This window comes from Pseudomonas sp. S3_B11, from assembly GCF_054667715.1.
In genome coordinates this window covers 2,565,406-2,582,996 of record NZ_CP162749.1, presented here as the reverse complement: position 1 = coordinate 2,582,996, position 17,591 = coordinate 2,565,406, and the positions used below count along the sequence as shown (strand labels likewise).

General features: G+C 61.4%; 13 protein-coding genes and 1 pseudogene. 6 read left to right on the top strand and 8 right to left on the bottom strand.

Annotated elements, in window-relative coordinates; translation table 11 throughout:
* Positions 1-47 precede the first annotated feature (47 nt).
* Together hpaA and hpaR are read left to right on the top strand one after the other, a co-directional pair.
* A complete protein-coding gene (hpaA, locus tag AB4O22_RS11840; RefSeq protein ID WP_003201623.1) occupies positions 48-953 on the top strand; it encodes a 4-hydroxyphenylacetate catabolism regulatory protein HpaA in 906 nt (301 codons plus the stop codon).
* Positions 954-1,093: 140 nt separating this feature from the next.
* A pseudogene (hpaR, locus tag AB4O22_RS11835) lies at positions 1,094-1,515 on the top strand (homoprotocatechuate degradation operon regulator HpaR).
* 171 nt (positions 1,516-1,686) lie between these two features.
* Here hpaR and AB4O22_RS11830 read toward each other — a convergent pair.
* From AB4O22_RS11830 to wecB, 6 genes are all read right to left on the bottom strand, one after another.
* Positions 1,687-1,905 carry a phage infection protein gene (locus AB4O22_RS11830; RefSeq protein ID WP_212795843.1) on the bottom strand — a complete coding sequence of 73 codons (219 nt, stop codon included), beginning with the start codon at positions 1,903-1,905 and terminating at the stop codon, positions 1,687-1,689.
* 200 nt (positions 1,906-2,105) lie between these two features.
* Positions 2,106-2,885 (bottom strand): alpha-amylase family protein, encoded by a 780-nt coding sequence (locus AB4O22_RS11825; RefSeq protein ID WP_003201628.1) that lies wholly within the window; start codon positions 2,883-2,885, stop codon positions 2,106-2,108.
* Between the two features lie 180 nt (positions 2,886-3,065).
* Complete coding sequence (locus AB4O22_RS11820) at positions 3,066-5,069, bottom strand: NfrA family protein (protein ID WP_460096362.1); 2,004 nt, start codon at positions 5,067-5,069, stop codon at positions 3,066-3,068.
* Positions 5,066-7,180 carry a glycosyl transferase family protein gene (locus AB4O22_RS11815; RefSeq protein WP_003201631.1) on the bottom strand — a complete coding sequence of 705 codons (2,115 nt, stop codon included), beginning with the start codon at positions 7,178-7,180 and terminating at the stop codon, positions 5,066-5,068. Before AB4O22_RS11815 ends, AB4O22_RS11820 begins: the two co-directional genes overlap by 4 nt.
* Positions 7,181-7,192: 12 nt before the next feature.
* Positions 7,193-9,406: a hypothetical protein gene (locus tag AB4O22_RS11810; RefSeq protein ID WP_223471928.1), complete on the bottom strand. Its 2,214-nt coding sequence runs from the start codon at positions 9,404-9,406 to the stop codon at positions 7,193-7,195.
* 38 nt (positions 9,407-9,444) lie between these two features.
* Entirely contained in the window at positions 9,445-10,671 is a 1,227-nt protein-coding gene (gene wecB, locus AB4O22_RS11805) for a non-hydrolyzing UDP-N-acetylglucosamine 2-epimerase (protein ID WP_080560970.1), read from the bottom strand.
* A gap of 935 nt (positions 10,672-11,606) precedes the next feature.
* Between wecB and AB4O22_RS11800 the strand changes: the two genes are divergently transcribed.
* From AB4O22_RS11800 to AB4O22_RS11790, 3 genes are read left to right on the top strand one after another with little or no spacing between them, the layout of a single operon-like run.
* Positions 11,607-12,167, top strand: coding sequence for a TRAP transporter small permease (locus AB4O22_RS11800; RefSeq protein WP_460096361.1), 561 nt, complete (start codon positions 11,607-11,609; stop codon positions 12,165-12,167).
* Complete coding sequence (locus tag AB4O22_RS11795) at positions 12,164-13,444, top strand: TRAP transporter large permease subunit (RefSeq protein WP_460096360.1); 1,281 nt, start codon at positions 12,164-12,166, stop codon at positions 13,442-13,444. The genes AB4O22_RS11800 and AB4O22_RS11795 overlap by 4 nt, the downstream gene beginning before the upstream one ends.
* 55 nt (positions 13,445-13,499) lie before the next feature.
* Positions 13,500-14,519, top strand: coding sequence for a TRAP transporter substrate-binding protein (locus AB4O22_RS11790; protein WP_027911695.1), 1,020 nt, complete (start codon positions 13,500-13,502; stop codon positions 14,517-14,519).
* A gap of 150 nt (positions 14,520-14,669) precedes the next feature.
* Here AB4O22_RS11790 and AB4O22_RS11785 read toward each other — a convergent pair whose 3' ends face one another.
* A complete protein-coding gene (locus tag AB4O22_RS11785; protein ID WP_223471930.1) occupies positions 14,670-15,461 on the bottom strand; it encodes a transporter substrate-binding domain-containing protein in 792 nt (263 codons plus the stop codon).
* A 92-nt stretch (positions 15,462-15,553) separates the two neighbouring features.
* Positions 15,554-16,207 (bottom strand): TetR family transcriptional regulator, encoded by a 654-nt coding sequence (locus AB4O22_RS11780; protein ID WP_003201644.1) that lies wholly within the window; start codon positions 16,205-16,207, stop codon positions 15,554-15,556.
* A gap of 141 nt (positions 16,208-16,348) precedes the next feature.
* Here AB4O22_RS11780 and AB4O22_RS11775 point away from each other — a divergent pair, with 141 nt between their 5' ends.
* Complete coding sequence (locus tag AB4O22_RS11775; RefSeq protein ID WP_003201646.1) at positions 16,349-17,575, top strand: arabinose transporter; 1,227 nt, start codon at positions 16,349-16,351, stop codon at positions 17,573-17,575.
* The last annotated feature ends 16 nt before the right edge of the window (positions 17,576-17,591 follow it).

Genomic DNA, 17,591 nt, shown 5'->3' with positions numbered 1-17,591 from the left:
GGCTGCGGCAGGTGCCTGGACCAGAATAAGAAAACGAGTACTGCGTGATGACTGACCGTCAGCCGATCCCCAACATCAACATTGGTCAGGTGTACGACCAGCGCTATAGCGACGCGGAAGTGCATTACGACCGACTCGCCAACCTGGCGGATTTTTTCGGTCGCAACATGCCGGTTCATCGCCACGACCGGTTCTTCCAGGTGCATTACGTCAAGAGCGGCACCGTGCGCGTGTATCTCGATGACCAGCAGTACGTCGAATCCGGCCCGATGTTCTTCCTCACACCGCCGACCATTCCCCATTCCTTCGTGACCGAGGCCGACAGTGACGGGCATGTGCTGACGGTGCGCCAGCAATTGGTGTGGCAGTTGATCGACGCCGACCCGAGCCTGGCGCCGGCGGGCGTGCAGATGCCGGCAGCCTGCGTAGCGCTGGCGCAACTGGGGCCCGGGCAGGCGGGGGAGGTGCGGCGCCTGGAGTACCTGTTCGAGGAGTTGAGCGAGGAGGTGACGGCCGGGCGCCCGGGGCGCAGCGCAGCACTGGACGCTTTGACGCGGCTGATCATGATCAGCCTGCTACGGTTGTGTTCCAACTCCCTGGAGGCCAGGCCGGCCCGGCATGAAGACCTGAAGATCTTTCACCGCTTCAACGAGTTGATCGAGGCCCACTACCTGCAGCATTGGCCGTTGTCGCGCTACGCCGAAGGCATCGGCGTGACCGAGGCGCGCCTCAATGATGTGTGCCGACGCATCGCCGACCTGCCTTCCAAACGCCTGATCATGGAGCGGCTGATGCAGGAGGCCAAGCGCCTGTTGTTGTTCACCGGCAGCTCGGCCAATGAAATCTGCTACCAGCTCGGGTTCAAGGACCCGGCGTATTTCAGTCGGTTTTTCCAGCGTTACGCCCAGCTCACGCCGGGGGAGTATCGCCAGCGGCAATCGGGGTTGCGCTGAATAGTGGCGAGAGGGATTCTGTGGGAGCAAGCTTTGCTCCCACAGAATCCCCTTCCACAGTGACATAGCGCGGCCATGCTTCTTGCAGCAGCCAGGCGGCCCAACTAAGCTGCCGACTCGCCCATCCACACAGTTCGAACATGGCCAACCCCAGACCCTCATTGACCCTGACGCTGTTGCAAGCCCGCGAAGCGGCGATGGCTTTTTTCGACCGGCGCTGAACCAGCATGACCTCACGGAACAGCAATGGCGGGTGATCCGTATCCTGCATCAGCAAGGGGAGCTGGAAAGCCATCAGCTCGCTCACCAGGCGTGCATCCTCAAGCCGAGCATGACCGGTGTGCTCAGTCGCCTGGAGCGTGACGGCTTGGTGCGGCGGCAGAAGTCCAGCCAGGATCAGCGACGGGTCTTTGTCGGGCTGACCGAGCGCGGCCAGCAGTGTTTCGTGTCCATGAGCGAGGGCATGGAAAGCAACTATCGACGGATCGAAGAACAGTTCGGCGAGGAAAAGATGCAGCAACTGCTCGCGTTGCTCAATGAGCTGAAGAACATCAAGCCCTGAGCCGCCCTGTCAGGCACTCGCAGCGAGGATGCACTGTCGGAGCTGACGAGCGAAGCGAGGCTGCGATCTTTCCATTGCTCATTGAGTCGAAAGCTCAAGATCAAAAGATCGCAGGCTTCGCCAGCTCCTACAGAATCGAGCGAGAGTAAGCGCCATTGCCACAAAAGCGCTTCACACCGCGCTGCGTTCACGCAACTCCTGCAGCCGATCAGCGCCACCTTCAGCCACACGGTTCTCGAGCAAGCGATCGGAGCCGCCTTCAGCCAGCTGTTGCGCCTGGTTGTGAATCGATGCACTGGCTGCGGTGGCCGAGGCGACATTGGCCAGGCCGACACCGCCAACCAATGTCAGGGCGATAGCCAGGGACGATACTTTCGAGAAATTGAACATGGTGATTCTCCTTGCGCTTGATTGAGTGGGTCCGTGGCAGCGAATGTGTTGCTGTCCGGTGATCACAGTTCAACGCGCGGATGTATCGACGATGTGTGCCAGGAGAGGGCGAGATGCATTGTTTTGTATCGGTCCGCATTTCAGATACAGACCGATACAAACTCAGTTAGCGGGGGCAAGCGGATGGCTTTAAGTCCTGATCAAGGCAGGGCCAGGGCTTGTTTCAACTGGTCCACCAAGGTTGGTGTCATGTAGTGCGGCCCGTCGAACAGGTAGAGCGGATAGCCTGCATAGGCCGCCAATTGTGGCTTGAGCTCGTCGACCGTGGCGGAGCGGAAACCACCGCCGTATTTGGGGCGAAAGGCTTCGACGATGATCCGCACGCGATCCTTGCCAAGCCGGTCACGCAGGGCATCGGCGTAGCTTCGGGCAACCGGGGCGGTGCGGGCATAGACGCCAACGCCGTCCTGGAAGAACACACCGATGTCGTTCGGCAACCATTGCTTGAGCCAGTCTGCGGTAGCGGCGGGGCCGATGTTGGCGCCGTCGTAGACGCTGATCCACAGCGGGCGCGGCAGCTTGGCCAGCAACGCCGGCAGCTCCGTGGCGCCCGACCAGCTGGGGTCGACCTCAGCCGGAAAGTACCAACCGGTGACATGCAATGGCGTTGGCAACCCGGCAATGCGCTCCGACAGCGCGGCCAGTTGCTCGATGTTTTCTCGTGAGCGGTTCTCGCTGAAATAGCCGGCCAGCCCGAGGATGACATCCTGGGCCCAGGGCGTCCTGGCGATGCGCGCCCAGTCCGGCAGTACCGGTACGCTGGGCAGGCCGGTGCCGGGCACGAAGGCCTGGTCGTCCACCACCGTCCATTGCACGAGCAACTCGTGCACCCCCAGTTTTTCCCAATTGCCGCTGATGCCGACGGTCTGGTTGTCCGGCTGCCAGACGATGCCGACGATGTTCGGTGTCGTGGTGGTCATTATGTAGTACGTCCCTGTACCTGCGCCGAGGAGCGCGGCCAGTAACAGCGCCGCGACGGTCTTGCGATTGACGAACTTTGCGAAGCTATTCAAACAAGTCCCTTCTGGATGCAGTGTAGTCGCGGCTCGGCAAGGCGAGCCGCTTTTCGTACCGACGAACCGAATATCCCACCAGCGTCCTCAATAGGAGTAGGTCAGGCGCGCGAACACGCCTTTGGCGCGATCCTCGCCAAACACCCTGGCCCGGTATTGCAGGGACAGGTCCACATAGGAGCGTGGCGCGTTGTAGGCGTCTTCCCGGAACCAGTAACGTACGTTGTTTCCTATCCCGATCCCCCCGGCGTCGCCGGAAGAAAAGCCGCCGCCGGCTTCGCTCTTCATCTTGGAATCGTAGTCGATCGCCGCGACGACATGGGGGAAGGTCACCCAGCGCGAGCCGGTTCCGCCGATGGCATAGCTGCGGCCCACTTGCCATTCGCTGTTGAAGTAGTCTCGCGAGTCGTTGATGTAGTGGCCGACCTCGGCGTACAGCTGCGAGGTCCACCAGCTCGGCACATCGACCCGCAGATCGGTGCCGATGCTCGAACCGTAGCCCAGTCGCACCAGCCAGTCGCCGTCGACATTGGAAGAGCCCAGCGGGAAGGTCCGTTCAAGGGCCGCCATGATGTTGACCGAACTGAAGGGCTTGACCCGCACGCCGAGAGCGCCTTGCAAGGCATCCGCGCCCGTGTCCGATTCGCTGTTCTTGCTCCACAGGGTGTCAGTGATGCGACCGTAGAGTTCGACAAAGCGGCCATTGCGATAGCCCAGCGGACGCCACGACAGTTCGGTGCTGTTTTGCAGCAGGTCATTGCTTTCGCTGCCGCTGCTGCTGGTGCCCGGGGCGGCGCTCAGGCCACTGGAACTGCTGCCGCGATAGCTGGTGGTGCTGGTCAGGCCGAGTCTGCGTGATACATCGCCCACGGTGCGACGGGTATCGACAAGCTGTTGCGGGGACAAGGGCGTCTCAGCGGTTTTTTGCCCATCGATGACGCGCTTGAAGTACGCCACGGCTTCGTCGTCTTCATGGACTCGCATGGCGTTGTAGGCAGCGTCCTGGGCGGGTGCCGGTGCCAATCGCGCGGTGGCGTCCGCCTTGCGGAACGCGGCATGGGCTGATTCGTCGTCGCCGGCTCGAACCCAGTCATAAGCTAGCTGCAGATCGCTCACCGGAGCCTGCCCGCCGGTGTTGCCCGGCGAGATGGAGCAGGTCAGACCGTAGGTGCTCTCCTGGCATAGCAGCACAGGTGGTGAGGATTGGGCCTGTGCGAAGCGGATGTCACGAGCTTCCCCGACCGACAGGCCCGCAAGGCTCTGCGCTTGGTGAAGATCGTCCTGGGCCGCCTGCGTCTTGCCCTGGCGGTTACGGGCAAAGCTGCGCAGGATCCACGGCGCGGCTTGGTGATCGTCCAGCGCCAGTGCGGCAGAAGCGGCCTGTTCGGCACTCACGTCAGCCTTCGCCGCGAGCAGGGCACTGATGAGCAGTTGCTGGTTGGCGGCGATCTCTGGTGCCCAGGCCACGGCTTTGCGCGCCTGGTCCACGGCCAGGACTGTGTTGCCTTGCTCCAGGGCGCGATAGCCCTGGGTCGCCAGCGGTACCGCGAGTTGGCGGCGAATGGCTTTGCGGCGCATCAACAACGTGTTGTCGTTGGCAAAGACACCAAGGGCATCGGTGGTGGCTAGGTCGGCTTCTTCCAAGTGTTGCTGGCGCTGCAAGGCGTCGATCAGCAACAGGCGATATTCACGGCGCCGGGGTGCCTGGGTGACGGCCTTGCGGGCCGATTGCGCGGCCAGGTCGAATTGTTCGCGGTCATAGGCCTTGAACCCCTGGGACGCGGCGACGAAACCCGGTGCTGCGCTGGCGGGGCGAGACGCTGCCAGGGGCTGGGGTTGGTCGCGCAGTTTCTTGTCCCGCTCGGCCAACTCGATCAGGGTGTTCAGGCGCGTCACGTCGGCACGCTGGCGCAGGGCTTCGCGTGCCTTGGTAATGGCCAGGTCGTAGTCCTTGCGTTCGTAGGCGCTGTAGGCTTCGTTGGCGGCGGTATAGGCCGGCCCGGACAGTGGCAGCGGCAACGTTTCGGCAAGCGCAAACGCTGGTATCAGGCTCAGCCCCGTGGCCAAAAGGGTCAGGAAGGGGCGGTTCATGCCGGGAGCTCCGTTGGGTAGAGATTGTGCTGACGGGCCACGACCTGTTCGATCGTCGAACGTGGCAGCACGCCGCTGTCGACCAGGTAATCGCCGATGCGGCCGTGGTGTTGCGGCCGGTACTGGAGCATGACGCGACTGAATTCGTCGCGATCGAGCAGGCCCATTTCGATCAGCAGGTCGCCCAACAGCGGCGCCCGGGCATTGGGTACGGCATGACCGTTGCGCGCAGGCAGCTTGCGCAACAGCGCGAGAATTTCGCTTTCCCGGGCAATCAGTTGCACCGGCTCGCTACCCAGCGCGGCGCTGACCTGTTGCAGGCCTTCATCGGGCAAGGGGTTGGCGACGGCGATCTGTTCGCGGCCTTCGCTGTTGGGGCCCAGAGGCACGACCCGCCAGCGCAAGGCAAACTCGGGGCTCAGCGGGGACGTCGAGGCAGCGGCTTTCTCGGCGACATCAAAGACCCGTGGCAGGTCATTCTGGAACGCGATGGCTTCGGCCAGGGTTTCATCGTCCAGCCACCCGTTATTGAGCAGAATTCGCCCCAAAGGCACGTTGCGCGACTGTTGTTCGTGGAGGGCGCTTTGCAGGGCCGTGTCGGTGATAGCCTGCCAGGACAGCAACACGCTGCCCAGGCGGCGCGGCGCGATGGCGACCAGGTCGGTGGAAGGAAAATCGTGCATGGTCTTGTCCCAGACCAGCTTGCGATTCATCACCTTGCCCACCAGGAACATGCGCCAGGCCCGGGAAGCGGCCATGAAGTTGACGAAGTTGCCCACCAGCATGCGCGGCATGGACAGCAAGCCATGCTGCCAGCCGTACAGCACGGCGGTGAAGTAATAACGGTGCAGGATTCGCCAGACCAAGGCGACGCCGTTGGCCAGCAGCAGGTATTTGATCAGGTCATTGCTTTCAAACGGCGTAGGGAAGGTGACGTCCCATAAGCCGCTGTGGCGCAGGACGATCAAGCCCAGCAGTTGCACCAGAATAACGTAGGCAATAATGCTCACGAACGCCGTCACCACGCCCTTGCGGTCGCGAAACAGCAGGTATCGGTTGGCCAGCGAGCCGTTCCAACCCATCTGCTCCCAGCCTTGCAAGCCGATGCCCAGGGTCCAGCGTGCCTTCTGCCGGAAGGCGGTGCGGAACGTGTCCGGGAAGAACTCGCGCACGCACAATGGCATGGTCAGGGTCGATTCGTAGGGTTTGCGAAACCAGGATTTGCGCAGCACCCGGAACTGCACCGGGAAACGTACGAAGATCGCATTCATGCCAACCTTGGCCAAGCGCGCGCCAACGTCATAGTCCTCGGTGAGGCTGTCGGTGTTGAACGGCTGGTTTTCGGTTTCACCGGCCAGCACCCGCAGGGCGCGATGGGAAAAGCAGGTTCCGACGCCGGCCGAGGGTACGGTATCGGTCATGCTTTCACGCACCACCAGGTCCTTGCCGTGCCATTCGGCGAACTCGTCCATGTAGACGCCCGCCACCCATTCGTACCAGTTGCGCTCCAGCGACACCACGGGCAACTGGATCATGTCCTTGCGCGGCAACAGGTAGTTGAACAGACGCAGTTCCAGCGGATGCAGCACGTCCTCGCTGTCGTGCAGGACGACGCCGGCGAAGGTCATGCCATGGGTTTTCTCATGCAGGAAAATCGCCTGGATCACCCAGTTCAAGCAGTCGGCCTTGCAGGTCGGCCCGGCATGGGGCACTTCCACGCGGTGCAGTTGTTTGTAGCGTCTGCGCATCCGCTCGACTTCGTCGATGGTGCGCTGGTCGTTGATGTACGTACCGACGAACACCACGTAGTTCTGGTAGTCGAGTGTCGACACCATGTTCTCGATCATCGGCGCGATGACGTCGTATTCCAGCCAGGCCGGCACCATGATCGCCAGGGGCTGTTCGTCCCGGGCCAACAATTGCTCGACGGTCAGCGGCCGGTAGCGGCGGTCCACGGTGAACTTGCGGTACAGGCGACGAGACCAGTACCACACGTCAACGATCAGATCGTCCAGGCTGGAGATCAGGATCAGCACCGCGACCACGATGGTCGCGATCTCCAGGTAGTTGTAGTAATGGGCCAGCCAATAGGGCCAATAAATCGACGTCATCGAAGGGTACCGTTACTGGCGATTGCGACGGGCGCTACGGCCTGCCAGCAACAAGAGGAGGAACAGGATAATGGCGCCTGGAATCAACCAGAGCAGCGAAGGTTTACGCCAGGCGTCCAGGCCCTTGGGTTCTTCGCTGCCGATCAGCAGGCTACCGCTTGGGTCTTGGGTATCGAAGATCGCCACGGCCCCGTTGTTGCCCAGAATCGCCACGTCGCCACGGGTCAGCACAATCGGCTTGGCCAGGCTTGGCGGCTGGTTGCCCAGGGCCCGGTAGACCAGGCCGTGCTGGCCTGCGGTCTGCACCACTTGCAGCGAGGCCAATTGGTTGAGGGGTTGTACGTCCAGCAACACCTGGTCCTTGTGGTTGATGCGCAGGCGACCTTGCTCGTCGACCTGGACCGATTCCTGGCTGTCCTTGAGCGGCAACTCGAAGGCCAGGAAGGCTTTGTCCGGGCTGACGACGGCTTTCGGATCAGCGCTGACCTTGAGCTGCGCGCGCAGCGGCGATACGCCGCTGGTATCGGCCACCGAAATGACCCGCGTCAGGCTGCTGGCCGGTTGGTCGAGGTAGGCCTGGGGAACCAGGATCTGGGTGTCCACGGCGAAGCGTGCGGCCATGCCGGAGAAGTCGTCGTCCAGCGAGGTTTTTTCCAGGACGATGTGGCTGGTCGGCAGGACCGATACCGGGAAGGCTTGCGGCGTTTCCAGGCAGCGGTCGCTGACCGGCTGGCGCTGGAACGACACGCGCAAGGTGTTCTTCGAGCCCAGGGCGTAGCGTGGGATGTGGGCCTGGATGCGCTGTGGCTCACCATCGGTAGTCAGTTGCTGCGCGCCGATCAGGAAATCATTGAAAAACAGCGAGGCCACCGGTGCTGTAGCGGAAGCCCCCGGGGCTGCGGAGACGTTCACCACGGCCGTGACCGGCAGGCGACCGTCGTAAGCCACGCTGCCCAGAGGGAACGAAGTGCTCCAGTCGAATCGCGAGGCCACGTCGAAGTTGCCAGGGGCGCCGCCCAGTCGCGACAGGGCTACACGGCCATCGTCGCTCAACGGTGTTTGCGCTTCGCTCACGGTCAATTGGCGACTTTTCGCCAGTTTGCTCCACGCCGAACCGAGCAGCGACAAGGCTTTGCCGGTGGATTGCGGGGCGATCATCAGGACCGGGCGAGTGCCGAGCAGCGCCAGGCTTACGTTGTCGGTGCCGGCGCTCGCCAGCGCTGCGTTGACGTGCTGTTCGCGCCATTGGGTCAGCGCGCTGGCTGCCGTTGTGTCGAGGCCCTGGACCTGGTTTTGCAAGGCGTCCAGGGACTGGTTGATGGCCTTGAGCAGTTCCGGGTCGTTGATCGCCAGGTCTGCCTGTACGTTCGAGGTCTGGCCCAACACCAGCAGTGCGCCGATCTCGGCCGGGTTGGCCAAGGTGTGCGGGCCTTTGCCGTTGAGGCTGGCGAAGGCTGGAATGCTCAATAACTCGGCAGGAATGCGCAGGCTGCTCAGGTCCACGCTGTCCTGCACGACAGGGAAGGGCAGGATGCGGCTGTGTTTGCCGATGCGCTCCAGTGCCACGCCCAGGCGCCAGGCCGAATCGTAGCTGGCAGCGGACAACGAACCGGGGGCGACGAGGATGCCGGGTTCACCGGGCAGGGCCGTCCAAGCCGTACCAACGTCGCGTAACTGACTGGCGTCGTAGCTGTAGTTCAGGCGTGTCTCGGGTTGGATGCGCAGCACGTTGCCGATGACCCGATCGTCTTCGCACAACGGTCGAGACACCACCGAGGACCAGGCAACGCCCAGGCGCACCAGGCCGTTGTCACGCGCGGCCTTGTCGACGCCGAGTGTGGCGCTGGCATCGCCTTGTGCCTCGCTGAGCCCTTCGGCGCGCACCGGGTAACCATCGAGGGACAGCAGCAGGGTGTTGCGACCGCCTTCGCCATTGAGGTAGCTGGCATCCAGTTGCAAGGTTGCGTCATCGAGGGCAACGCCGGCGGGCACTGGCAGGTAGAGTTCGCGGCGGGCGTCGCTGGCGCTCAAGAGGATCGGCGCAGTGATACCCAGGTCGCTCAAGCGCACTTCACGTGTCTGGCGGGTATCGGCGTTGAGTCGATGAATAGCCTGGGTCAGCGGGCTGTCCGCAGCCAGGGCAAAGGTCGGCATGAGCGCGAGCAGGCTCAAGCCGCAGGCAAGGGCGCTGAGCGCACCCGTAGGGATGGCAACGGAAGGCTTCATTCAGGCAAGTCTCGATCTGATAAGAGGAATAACGGTGGTCAGTTGAAATCGGCGAGCAACTCACGCGGCTCGGACAGTGATGGAGCGACCGGCTGCTGTGCAGGCGGTTGGGCCACGACGAAGTCGTCGACCGGGCGCCCCATCAGGGTATCGACGATGCGTTGGCTGGCATTGCCGTCGCCATAGGGGTTGGCGGCTTGTGAGGCGCGGCGCCACAACGCGTCATCGTCGAACAATGCGTCCACGCCAGCGATGATCGATGCCGGCGAGGTGCCGACCAGGCGCACCGTGCCCGCCGCTACTGCTTCAGGGCGTTCAGTGACATCGCGCATCACCAGCACCGGTTTGCCCAGCGACGGCGCTTCTTCCTGCACGCCACCGGAGTCGGTGAGGATGACATGGGCGTGTTGCATCAAGCGTACGAAGGCCAGGTAGTCCAGCGGCTTGATCAAATGCACATTGAGCAGATCGCCCAGCTGTTCGGTCACCGGGCCTAGTACGTTGGGGTTGAGGTGCACCGGGTAGACGATCTGGATATCCGGTCGCTGGGCCAGGTGACGCAAGGCCTTGCAGATGTCCAGGAAGCCCTCGCCGAAGTTTTCTCGGCGGTGGCCGGTCACCAGCAGCAGCTTGCGTCCGGTTTGCAGGTATGGGAACTGTTGATCCAGTTCGTCACGCAACCGGGCATCGTCATTGATGCGTCGGGCCGTCAGTTGCAGCGCGTCGATCACGGTGTTGCCGGTCACCAGGCAACGGCCTTGCAGACGTTCGCCCAGCAAGTTGTCACGCGATTGTTCGGTAGGTGCGAACAGCAGGTCGGCGCTGAGGTCGATGCAGCGGCGGTTCATTTCTTCCGGCCAAGGGCTGTAGATGTCGCCGGTGCGCAGGCCGGCTTCCACATGGCCGACAGGGATGCGTCGATGGAAAGCGGCCATCGACGCGACCATGGCCGAAGTGGTATCGCCGTGGACCAACACCCGATCCGGCCGGGTCTGTTCCAGCACCGGGTCGATGGCTGCGTACAGCGCGGCAGTCAGGGAGTTGAGCGTCTGGTGCGGCGTCATCACGTCGAGGGTGAAATCGGCCTTGAGGTCGAACAGATCCAGGACCTGCTTGAGCATGCTCTGATGCTGGCCGGTGACACAGATCAGTGACTCAATGCCCGGTTCGGCGGCGAGGGCCTTGACCAAGGGGGCCATCTTGATGGCTTCCGGACGGGTACCGAAGATCGAAAGGATCTTGATTCGTGGATGATTAGTTGCGATGACGCCCTTCCTCGCGCAGTTTGCTGCGCCGCACAGCAGCTCGCCCGGACGCGATGAGGCATTCGAGAAAGCAAGCGATTTAAGTTGAGTAGTGACCCGTTGTCAGACAGCGGTTTGACGTACACAGGAAGTGACGCAGTGGCATCTTGAAGTTCGGGGCGGCAGATTATTAGCATCAAAAATCATGAGCGCAAAGATTTATATGCGGAAGTTTATTAATAATTTTCCTGAGGGTTGTTTAGTGGTCGGGTAGAGGTGTCTTAAAGATGCGCTATAACTTCTGTTACTTGTTGATATAAAAAGATTTTTTATTATTTAGATGCCGATTTAATGGCCTGTTCAGAATTGGGACGGTGGTGCCGATGTTTTTTTGGCGCCTAATTTCTCGCTTGGCCGGTGCGGGGGTGTCATTGGAATGGCGCCTGTAAGTCGTCTGAAATAACGGTTTTTACTTGGTTAGTTGGAGTTGAAGTTGGCTATCTGTAAAAAAGTTCAATTTAATTTTAGCTTTTATACTAATAAGCCAAAAGAATGGTTCCACTCGCAATGGCCCACTAGGCGGAGTCGTTACTTGTAATCGGTAAGTTGCGTAGAACGGTCCCACTCACATCCAAGAGGCGTAAGTCGTCCTCTCATGGCGACCGATAATCGCACGCTTTGTGTTGTACGCCTGTCGGGGTTATTGACCAAACTAACCGGGTGGTACATTTTATCGGCAACCCGTCTTGCCCTACGAGGCCAAGACCATAATAAAAATAGAGGAATACTCCATGCCTACTCGTCTGCGAGCGCCACACGCCTTTCCCTTGATCCGTTGTTCCAATCCGGAAGCACCTTCCAGCCTCTCAGGTTCGATCCGCTAGCGGCCCACGCTGTTTGCGGTCTTATCGCGCCAATGGGATGTCGGCGCTCGACAAGCCTCGGAGTTCTTCAAGATGACAAAAATCGTCGATCTGTATTTCAAGCTGCTCAAGCTACTGATTGTGTTGTGCATGGTCGCGATGATCGTGCTGGTGTTCGGCAATGTGGTGCTGCGTTATGCCTTCAACTCTGGCATCAGTGTGTCGGAGGAGCTGTCGCGCTGGTTCTTCGTCTGGATGATATTTCTCGGTGCCCTGGTGGCGCTCAAGGACCGTGCTCACCTGGGCATGGACAGCCTGGTCAAGCGCTTGCCGCCGGCCGGCAAGCGTATATGCCTGGTCATCAGTCATCTTTTGATGTTGTACATCTGCTGGCTGATTTTCAGTGGCAGTTGGCAACAGGCCGCGATCAACCTGAATGTAGTTGCCCCGGCGTCAGGATTGTCCATGGCGCTGTTTTATGGGGCCGGCCTGGTGTTTGGCGCCAGTGCCGCAGCGATCCTGCTCTACGAGCTCTACCTGGCGCTGTCCGGCAAGCTGGGCGACGACGAGTTGGTGATGGTCAAGGACAACGACGCCGAGGTGATCACCCCTAACTCCATCACCCCTGACCCCATCAAGAGTACCCGCCCATGACACTGGTTATTTTCCTCGGGTCCTTGATTGGCAGCATGGCACTGGGCATGCCCATCGCGTTTGCCTTGCTGGTGGTCAGTGTGGCGTTGATGTTCTACCTGGATCTGTTCGACGCGCAAATCATTGCCCAGAACCTGCTCAACGGGGCGGACAGCTTCCCACTGATGGCCGTGCCGTTCTTCATGCTGGCCGGCGAGATCATGAACGTCGGTGGCTTGTCCAAACGCATCGTCAACATTGCCATGGCGCTGGTGGGGCACAAGCGCGGTGGTCTCGGTTACGTGGCGATCATCGCGTCCTGCCTGCTGGCGTCGCTCTCCGGTTCGGCCGTGGCCGATGCGGCGGCACTGGCGGCCTTGTTGGTACCGATGATGGTGCTGGCCGGGCATAACCGGGCACGCTCGGCGGGTTTGATTGCCGCCGGTGGCATTATCGCGCCGATCATTCCGCCGAGCATTGGCTTCATTGTCTTTGGCGTGGCGTCCGGGGTGTCGATTTCCAAGTTGTTCCTGGCCGGCATCGTGCCGGGGATCATGCTCGGAGCGGCGCTCGCCATTGCCTGGTGGTTCGTTTCCCGCAGCGAGAATGTCGAGACGCCACCCAAGCAATCCCGTGCCGAGGTCCTGCGGGCATTGGTTGAGGGCAGCTGGGCCATGGGCTTGCCGATCATCATTATTTTCGGCCTCAAGTTCGGCATTTTCACCCCGACGGAAGCGGCAGTGGTGGCGGCGGTCTATTCGCTATTCGTGTCCCTGGTGATCTACCGGGAAATGAAAGTCAGCCAGTTGTACGAGGTGATCCTGTCCTCGGCCAAGACCACCTCGGTGGTGATGCTGCTGGTCGCCGCCGCCATGGTTTCTTCCTGGCTGGTGACCATTGCCGACTTGCCAGGCCAATTGGCGGCGGTGCTCGAGCCGTTCATGGATAGCCCGACCCTGCTGTTGGTAGTGATCATGCTGATGATCATCCTGGTCGGTACGGTCATGGACATGACGCCGAGCATCCTCATCCTCACACCGGTGCTGATGCCGGCGATCACCCAGTCGGGCATCGACCCGGTTTACTTCGGCGTGTTGTTCCTGATCAACACCGCCATCGGCCTGATTACCCCGCCCGTGGGCACTGTGCTCAACGTGGTGAGCGGGGTTTCCAAGCTCAATATCGAAGAAATCGTTCGTGGCGTGTGGCCGTTCCTGCTAGCGCAACTGGCGGTGCTGTTCCTGCTGGTCCTGTTCCCGCAACTGGTCCTGGGACCCCTGAAATTCTTCACCGGTTAATGCCGGTGCAAGCCGTAGTAGCTCGACTTAAAAACAATAATGATCGGAGAGTGACATGGGACAACTGATGAAAACCCTGTTGGCCGGGGCGTGCGCAACGGGACTGCTGCTGGGTAGCGTGGTCAGCCACGCCGATGAAATCCGCGAACGTACCCTGCGATTCGCGTTCCAGAACGTCAAGGAGCATCCACAAGGGCAGGGCGCGCAGAAGTTCGCCGACCTGCTCAGCGAAAAGAGCGGTGGCAAGATCAAGGTCCGCCTGTTCCCCGGCGGTACGCTAGGCGGCGACGTGCAAACGGTGTCGGCGTTGCAGGGCGGCACGCTGGACATCACCGTGCTCAACTCCGGCATCCTGGCCGCCCAGGCACCGGATTATGCCATGCTCGATTTCCCGTTCCTGTTCAACAACGTCGAGGAAGCCCATGCGGTGATCGATGGGCCGGTCGGGCAGAAACTGGCGGCGCAACTGGATAGCAAGGGGCTGGTAGGGCTGGGTTATTGGGACCTGGGTTTCCGTAACCTGACCAACAGCAAGCACCCGGTGACCAAGCTTGAGGACATGCAGGGCTTGAAGATTCGCGTCATCCAGTCGCCGATCTACCTGGAGACCTTCTCCGCCCTGGGCGCCAACCCGGTGCCGATGGCGTTCCCCGAGGTCTACACGGGTCTTGAGCAACACACCATCGACGGTCAGGAAAACCCGTTCACCGTGATCGAGGGCAACAAGTTCTACGAGGTGCAGAAGTATCTCTCCGTCACGGGCCACATCTTCAACCCGCAGTCGTTGATCATCAGCCAGAAAACCTGGAACCGCCTTAACGACGACGAAAAGGCAATGATTCGCGCGGCCGCGGCCGAAGCGCAAACATTCCAGCGTGAAGTCACGGCGGCGGGCATGGACAAGGCCAAGGTGACGTTGGCCGGCGCGATGACCGTGAATGAGATCACCCCAGCCGAGAAAGATCGCTTTCGTGAGCGCGTGCAACCGGTGATCGACAAGTTCGCCAAATCCCTGGATGGCGAGCTGGTGAAGATGATGTACGAGGAGATCGCCAAGGTGCGGGCGGCGCAGTGACGTAAAGCGGTCAGTCCTGAACAGGCCCAACCCTGTGTGGGAGCGAGCTTGCTCGCGATAGCGGTGCGTCAGCCAACATCAATGCGGCAGACGTGGCGCCATCGCGAGCAAGCTCGCTCCCACATGTTTTTTTGTTTTGTCAGCGAACGGTTATTGGGCGGCCGGGACGGCCAACCACTGCCCAATCACTTTCTGGTAGCTGCCATTGGCCTTGCTCAGGTGCAGCCACTGATCGACGTACATCTTCCAGGTGGCGTCATCCCGAGGCAGCAGGTAGGCCTTCTCGCCATATTGCAGGTAGCGGGTCGGGTTGACCGCGCACAGGCCGGGCTTGAGTTTTTGCTGGTAGAGCGCTTCTGACGCGTCGGTAATCATCACGTCGGCTTTCTTGTCCAGCAGTTGCTGGAAGATGGTCACGTTGTCGTGGAAACTGAGCTGGCCGTTGGGCAGGAACGCCCGGACGAAGGCTTCGTTGGTGCCGCCGGCCGGCTCCACAAGGCGTACCGAAGGCTGGTTCATCTGTTCGAGGGTCTGGTAGCGCTCCTTGTCTTCGCAACGCACCAGCGGGATCTTGCCATCCACGTCCAGGGTGTCACTGAAATAAGCTTTCTTCTGGCGTTCCAGCGTCACCGAAATCCCACCCATGCCGATGTCGCATTGACCGGCAACCATATCCGGCATCAGGGTTTTCCAGGTGGTCTGCACCCATTGCACCTTGACGCCCAGGCTGGCGGCCAGCGAGCGCGCCATATCGATGTCGATGCCTTCGTATTCGCCCGCCTCGGTTTTAAAGGTATAGGGCTTGTAGTCGCCAGTGGTGCACACCTTCAGTTCGCCGCGTTGCAGGACCTGGTCCAGCAGCGAAGGTGCCGGCTCGGCCAGGGCGCTGCCGGAGAGCACCAACAGGCCACAGAGCGTCATCGAGCTTGTTATGTTTTTCATAGTGATTGGACGTCTCGCAACGGAAGGGAACAAGACCGGGGAGTGTAGTGAAAGCGCCTGCTCGCTGTCACTGCGGTGTTGATCGTGAACAGTCAGCTGAGCGTCGTCTCGGGGGGCTGTCGCTGCAGGCTTTCCAGGTAGGCGCAGAACATATCGGCCATGGCATCGCTATAGACGGCAACTTCCACAGGAGAGCGAGGCGCGGATGAAAATCGCTTGCCCACGGTACTGAGCGTCGTGATCACCAGGTCACCTGCCAGGGCGCGGGCCTGTGCCGGGACGGCAGGCAGTGCTTGCAGCATGAAGGCGTCCACCGACTGTTGCACCGACATCCGCGCGGCCTGGTGTTCGGGGGCGTCGCGGTAGAGCGGTGCGGCGTCGTTGAGCGCGACGCGTATCTGGGCCTCGTCGCATTCGGACTGGATGAACGCCCGCACGAGGCTGCGCAGCCGCTCGAAGGGCGGCTGGCGGCTGTCTTCAAGGATCTCGCGCAGCATATCGCTGGTTTGTCGCCATTCATCACTTTGCAGGCGGAACAGGATCGCCGCTTTGTTCGGGAAGTACTGATACACCGAGCCGACGCTCACGCCAGCTCGCTCGGCAACTCGGGCCACCGTGAAACGTGCCGCGCCCTGGGTCGCCAGAACCTGAACAGCCGCCTCCAGAACGGCGGCGACGAGCTCGGTGGAGCGTGCCTGTTGCGGCTGTTTGCGTGAGGAAATCTGCGGGCTTGAGCGTTCGGACATACGGGCATGAGCCTCGGAAGGGAATGCGAATAGGAAATGCGACGGATTGTTCGTATCTTGAATGCGACGAATTGATCGCATTCTAGTCGGCTCCACAGACAACGTTCAACGTCACATCGCATCCTTTCTGTGAGTAGGGTTATGACTCAAAAAAACGTTCATCAGGGCGCCTCCTTGGCGCCTCAGGCAAGCGCTGACGTCAAGCCGGTGCTCAAGCTGTTGCCACTCACGCTGACGGTATTCATCGGTTTTCTGACCCTGGGCATGCAATTGCCGGTCTTGCCCCTGCACCTGCATGACACGCTAGGCATGGGTACGCTGGTCATCGGCCTGGTGGTCGGCGCACAATTTGCCGCGGCGCTGTTGTCACGCGCCTGGGCCGGCAACTTCGCTGACATGCGCGGAGGCAAGCGCGCCGTCATGGTCGGCCTGGTGACGGCGGCGGTTTCCGGGTTGGTTTATCTGCTGTCCTTGGCGTTCGTTGCTACGCCTGTCACGTCGGTCTGGCTCTTGCTGGGCGGTCGTGTCCTGTTGGCCCTGGGTGAAAGCCTGATCGTCACCGGCGCGTTGGGTTGGGGCATCGGCCTGGTCGGCGCGCAGCATGCCGGCAAGGTCATGGCCTGGAATGGTATTGCCATGTACGGCGCCTATGCCCTGGGCGCTCCGCTCGGCGTGGCGCTGAATAGCGGCTGGGGGTTCACCGGCATTGCCGTCGCGACGATTTTCATCCCGCTGCTGGCGCTGGCGATTGTCGCGGGTGTCCGGGCTGTCGCCCCTACGGCGACCCGGCGGGCACCGTTCTACAAGGTGTTGGGCGCGGTGTGGGTGCCGGGCATGGGGTTGGCGTTTTGCAGCGTTGGCTTCGGTGTCATCACGGCTTTTATCGCGCTGTTGTTTGCGGCCAGGGATTGGGGCAATGCCTCTCTGGCGTTCACCGCGTTCGGGCTGGCGTTCATCGGTGCGCGCCTGCTCTTTGGCCACCTTCCAGACAAGATCGGCGGCGCGCGTGTCGCCCTGGTCTGTGTGGTGATCGAAGCCGTCGGGCAATTGCTGATCTGGGGCGCCGACACTGCGCTGGTGGCCTATCTGGGCGCAGCGCTCACCGGCTTCGGCTATTCCCTGGCCTTCCCGGGCTTTGGGGTGGAGGCGGTGAAGCGCGCGCCAGCGCAGAACCGCAGTCTCGCCATGGGGGCCTATGTCGCGTTCCTGGACATTTCCCTGGGGCTGAGCAGCCCGTTGGCTGGGGCGTTGGCGGGCACGTGGGGGATCGGCGCGGTTTACCTGGGCGGGGCCGTTACGGTGATGCTGGCCTTTGTCGTGGCGCTGGCATTGGTGATGCCAGGGATGCAAGGCCGGCAGCCGGCTTGAGCTGCGCCAGAAGTGA

Bases quoted from the DNA above. Each gene is read 5' to 3' on its own strand.
- AB4O22_RS11800 (WP_460096361.1), top strand. From the start codon at position 11,607: ATGACAAAAATCGTCGATCTGTATTTCAAGCTGCTCAAGCTACTGATT.
- hpaA (WP_003201623.1), top strand. From the start codon at position 48: ATGACTGACCGTCAGCCGATCCCCAACATCAACATTGGTCAGGTGTAC.
- AB4O22_RS11780 (WP_003201644.1), bottom strand. From the start codon at position 16,207: ATGTCCGAACGCTCAAGCCCGCAGATTTCCTCACGCAAACAGCCGCAA.
- AB4O22_RS11790 (WP_027911695.1), top strand. From the start codon at position 13,500: ATGGGACAACTGATGAAAACCCTGTTGGCCGGGGCGTGCGCAACGGGA.
- AB4O22_RS11815 (WP_003201631.1), bottom strand. From the start codon at position 7,180: ATGACGTCGATTTATTGGCCCTATTGGCTGGCCCATTACTACAACTAC.
- AB4O22_RS11795 (WP_460096360.1), top strand. From the start codon at position 12,164: ATGACACTGGTTATTTTCCTCGGGTCCTTGATTGGCAGCATGGCACTG.
- AB4O22_RS11810 (WP_223471928.1), bottom strand. From the start codon at position 9,406: ATGAAGCCTTCCGTTGCCATCCCTACGGGTGCGCTCAGCGCCCTTGCC.
- AB4O22_RS11775 (WP_003201646.1), top strand. From the start codon at position 16,349: ATGACTCAAAAAAACGTTCATCAGGGCGCCTCCTTGGCGCCTCAGGCA.
- AB4O22_RS11820 (WP_460096362.1), bottom strand. From the start codon at position 5,069: ATGAACCGCCCCTTCCTGACCCTTTTGGCCACGGGGCTGAGCCTGATA.
- AB4O22_RS11830 (WP_212795843.1), bottom strand. From the start codon at position 1,905: ATGTTCAATTTCTCGAAAGTATCGTCCCTGGCTATCGCCCTGACATTG.
- AB4O22_RS11825 (WP_003201628.1), bottom strand. From the start codon at position 2,885: ATGACCACCACGACACCGAACATCGTCGGCATCGTCTGGCAGCCGGAC.
- AB4O22_RS11785 (WP_223471930.1), bottom strand. From the start codon at position 15,461: ATGAAAAACATAACAAGCTCGATGACGCTCTGTGGCCTGTTGGTGCTC.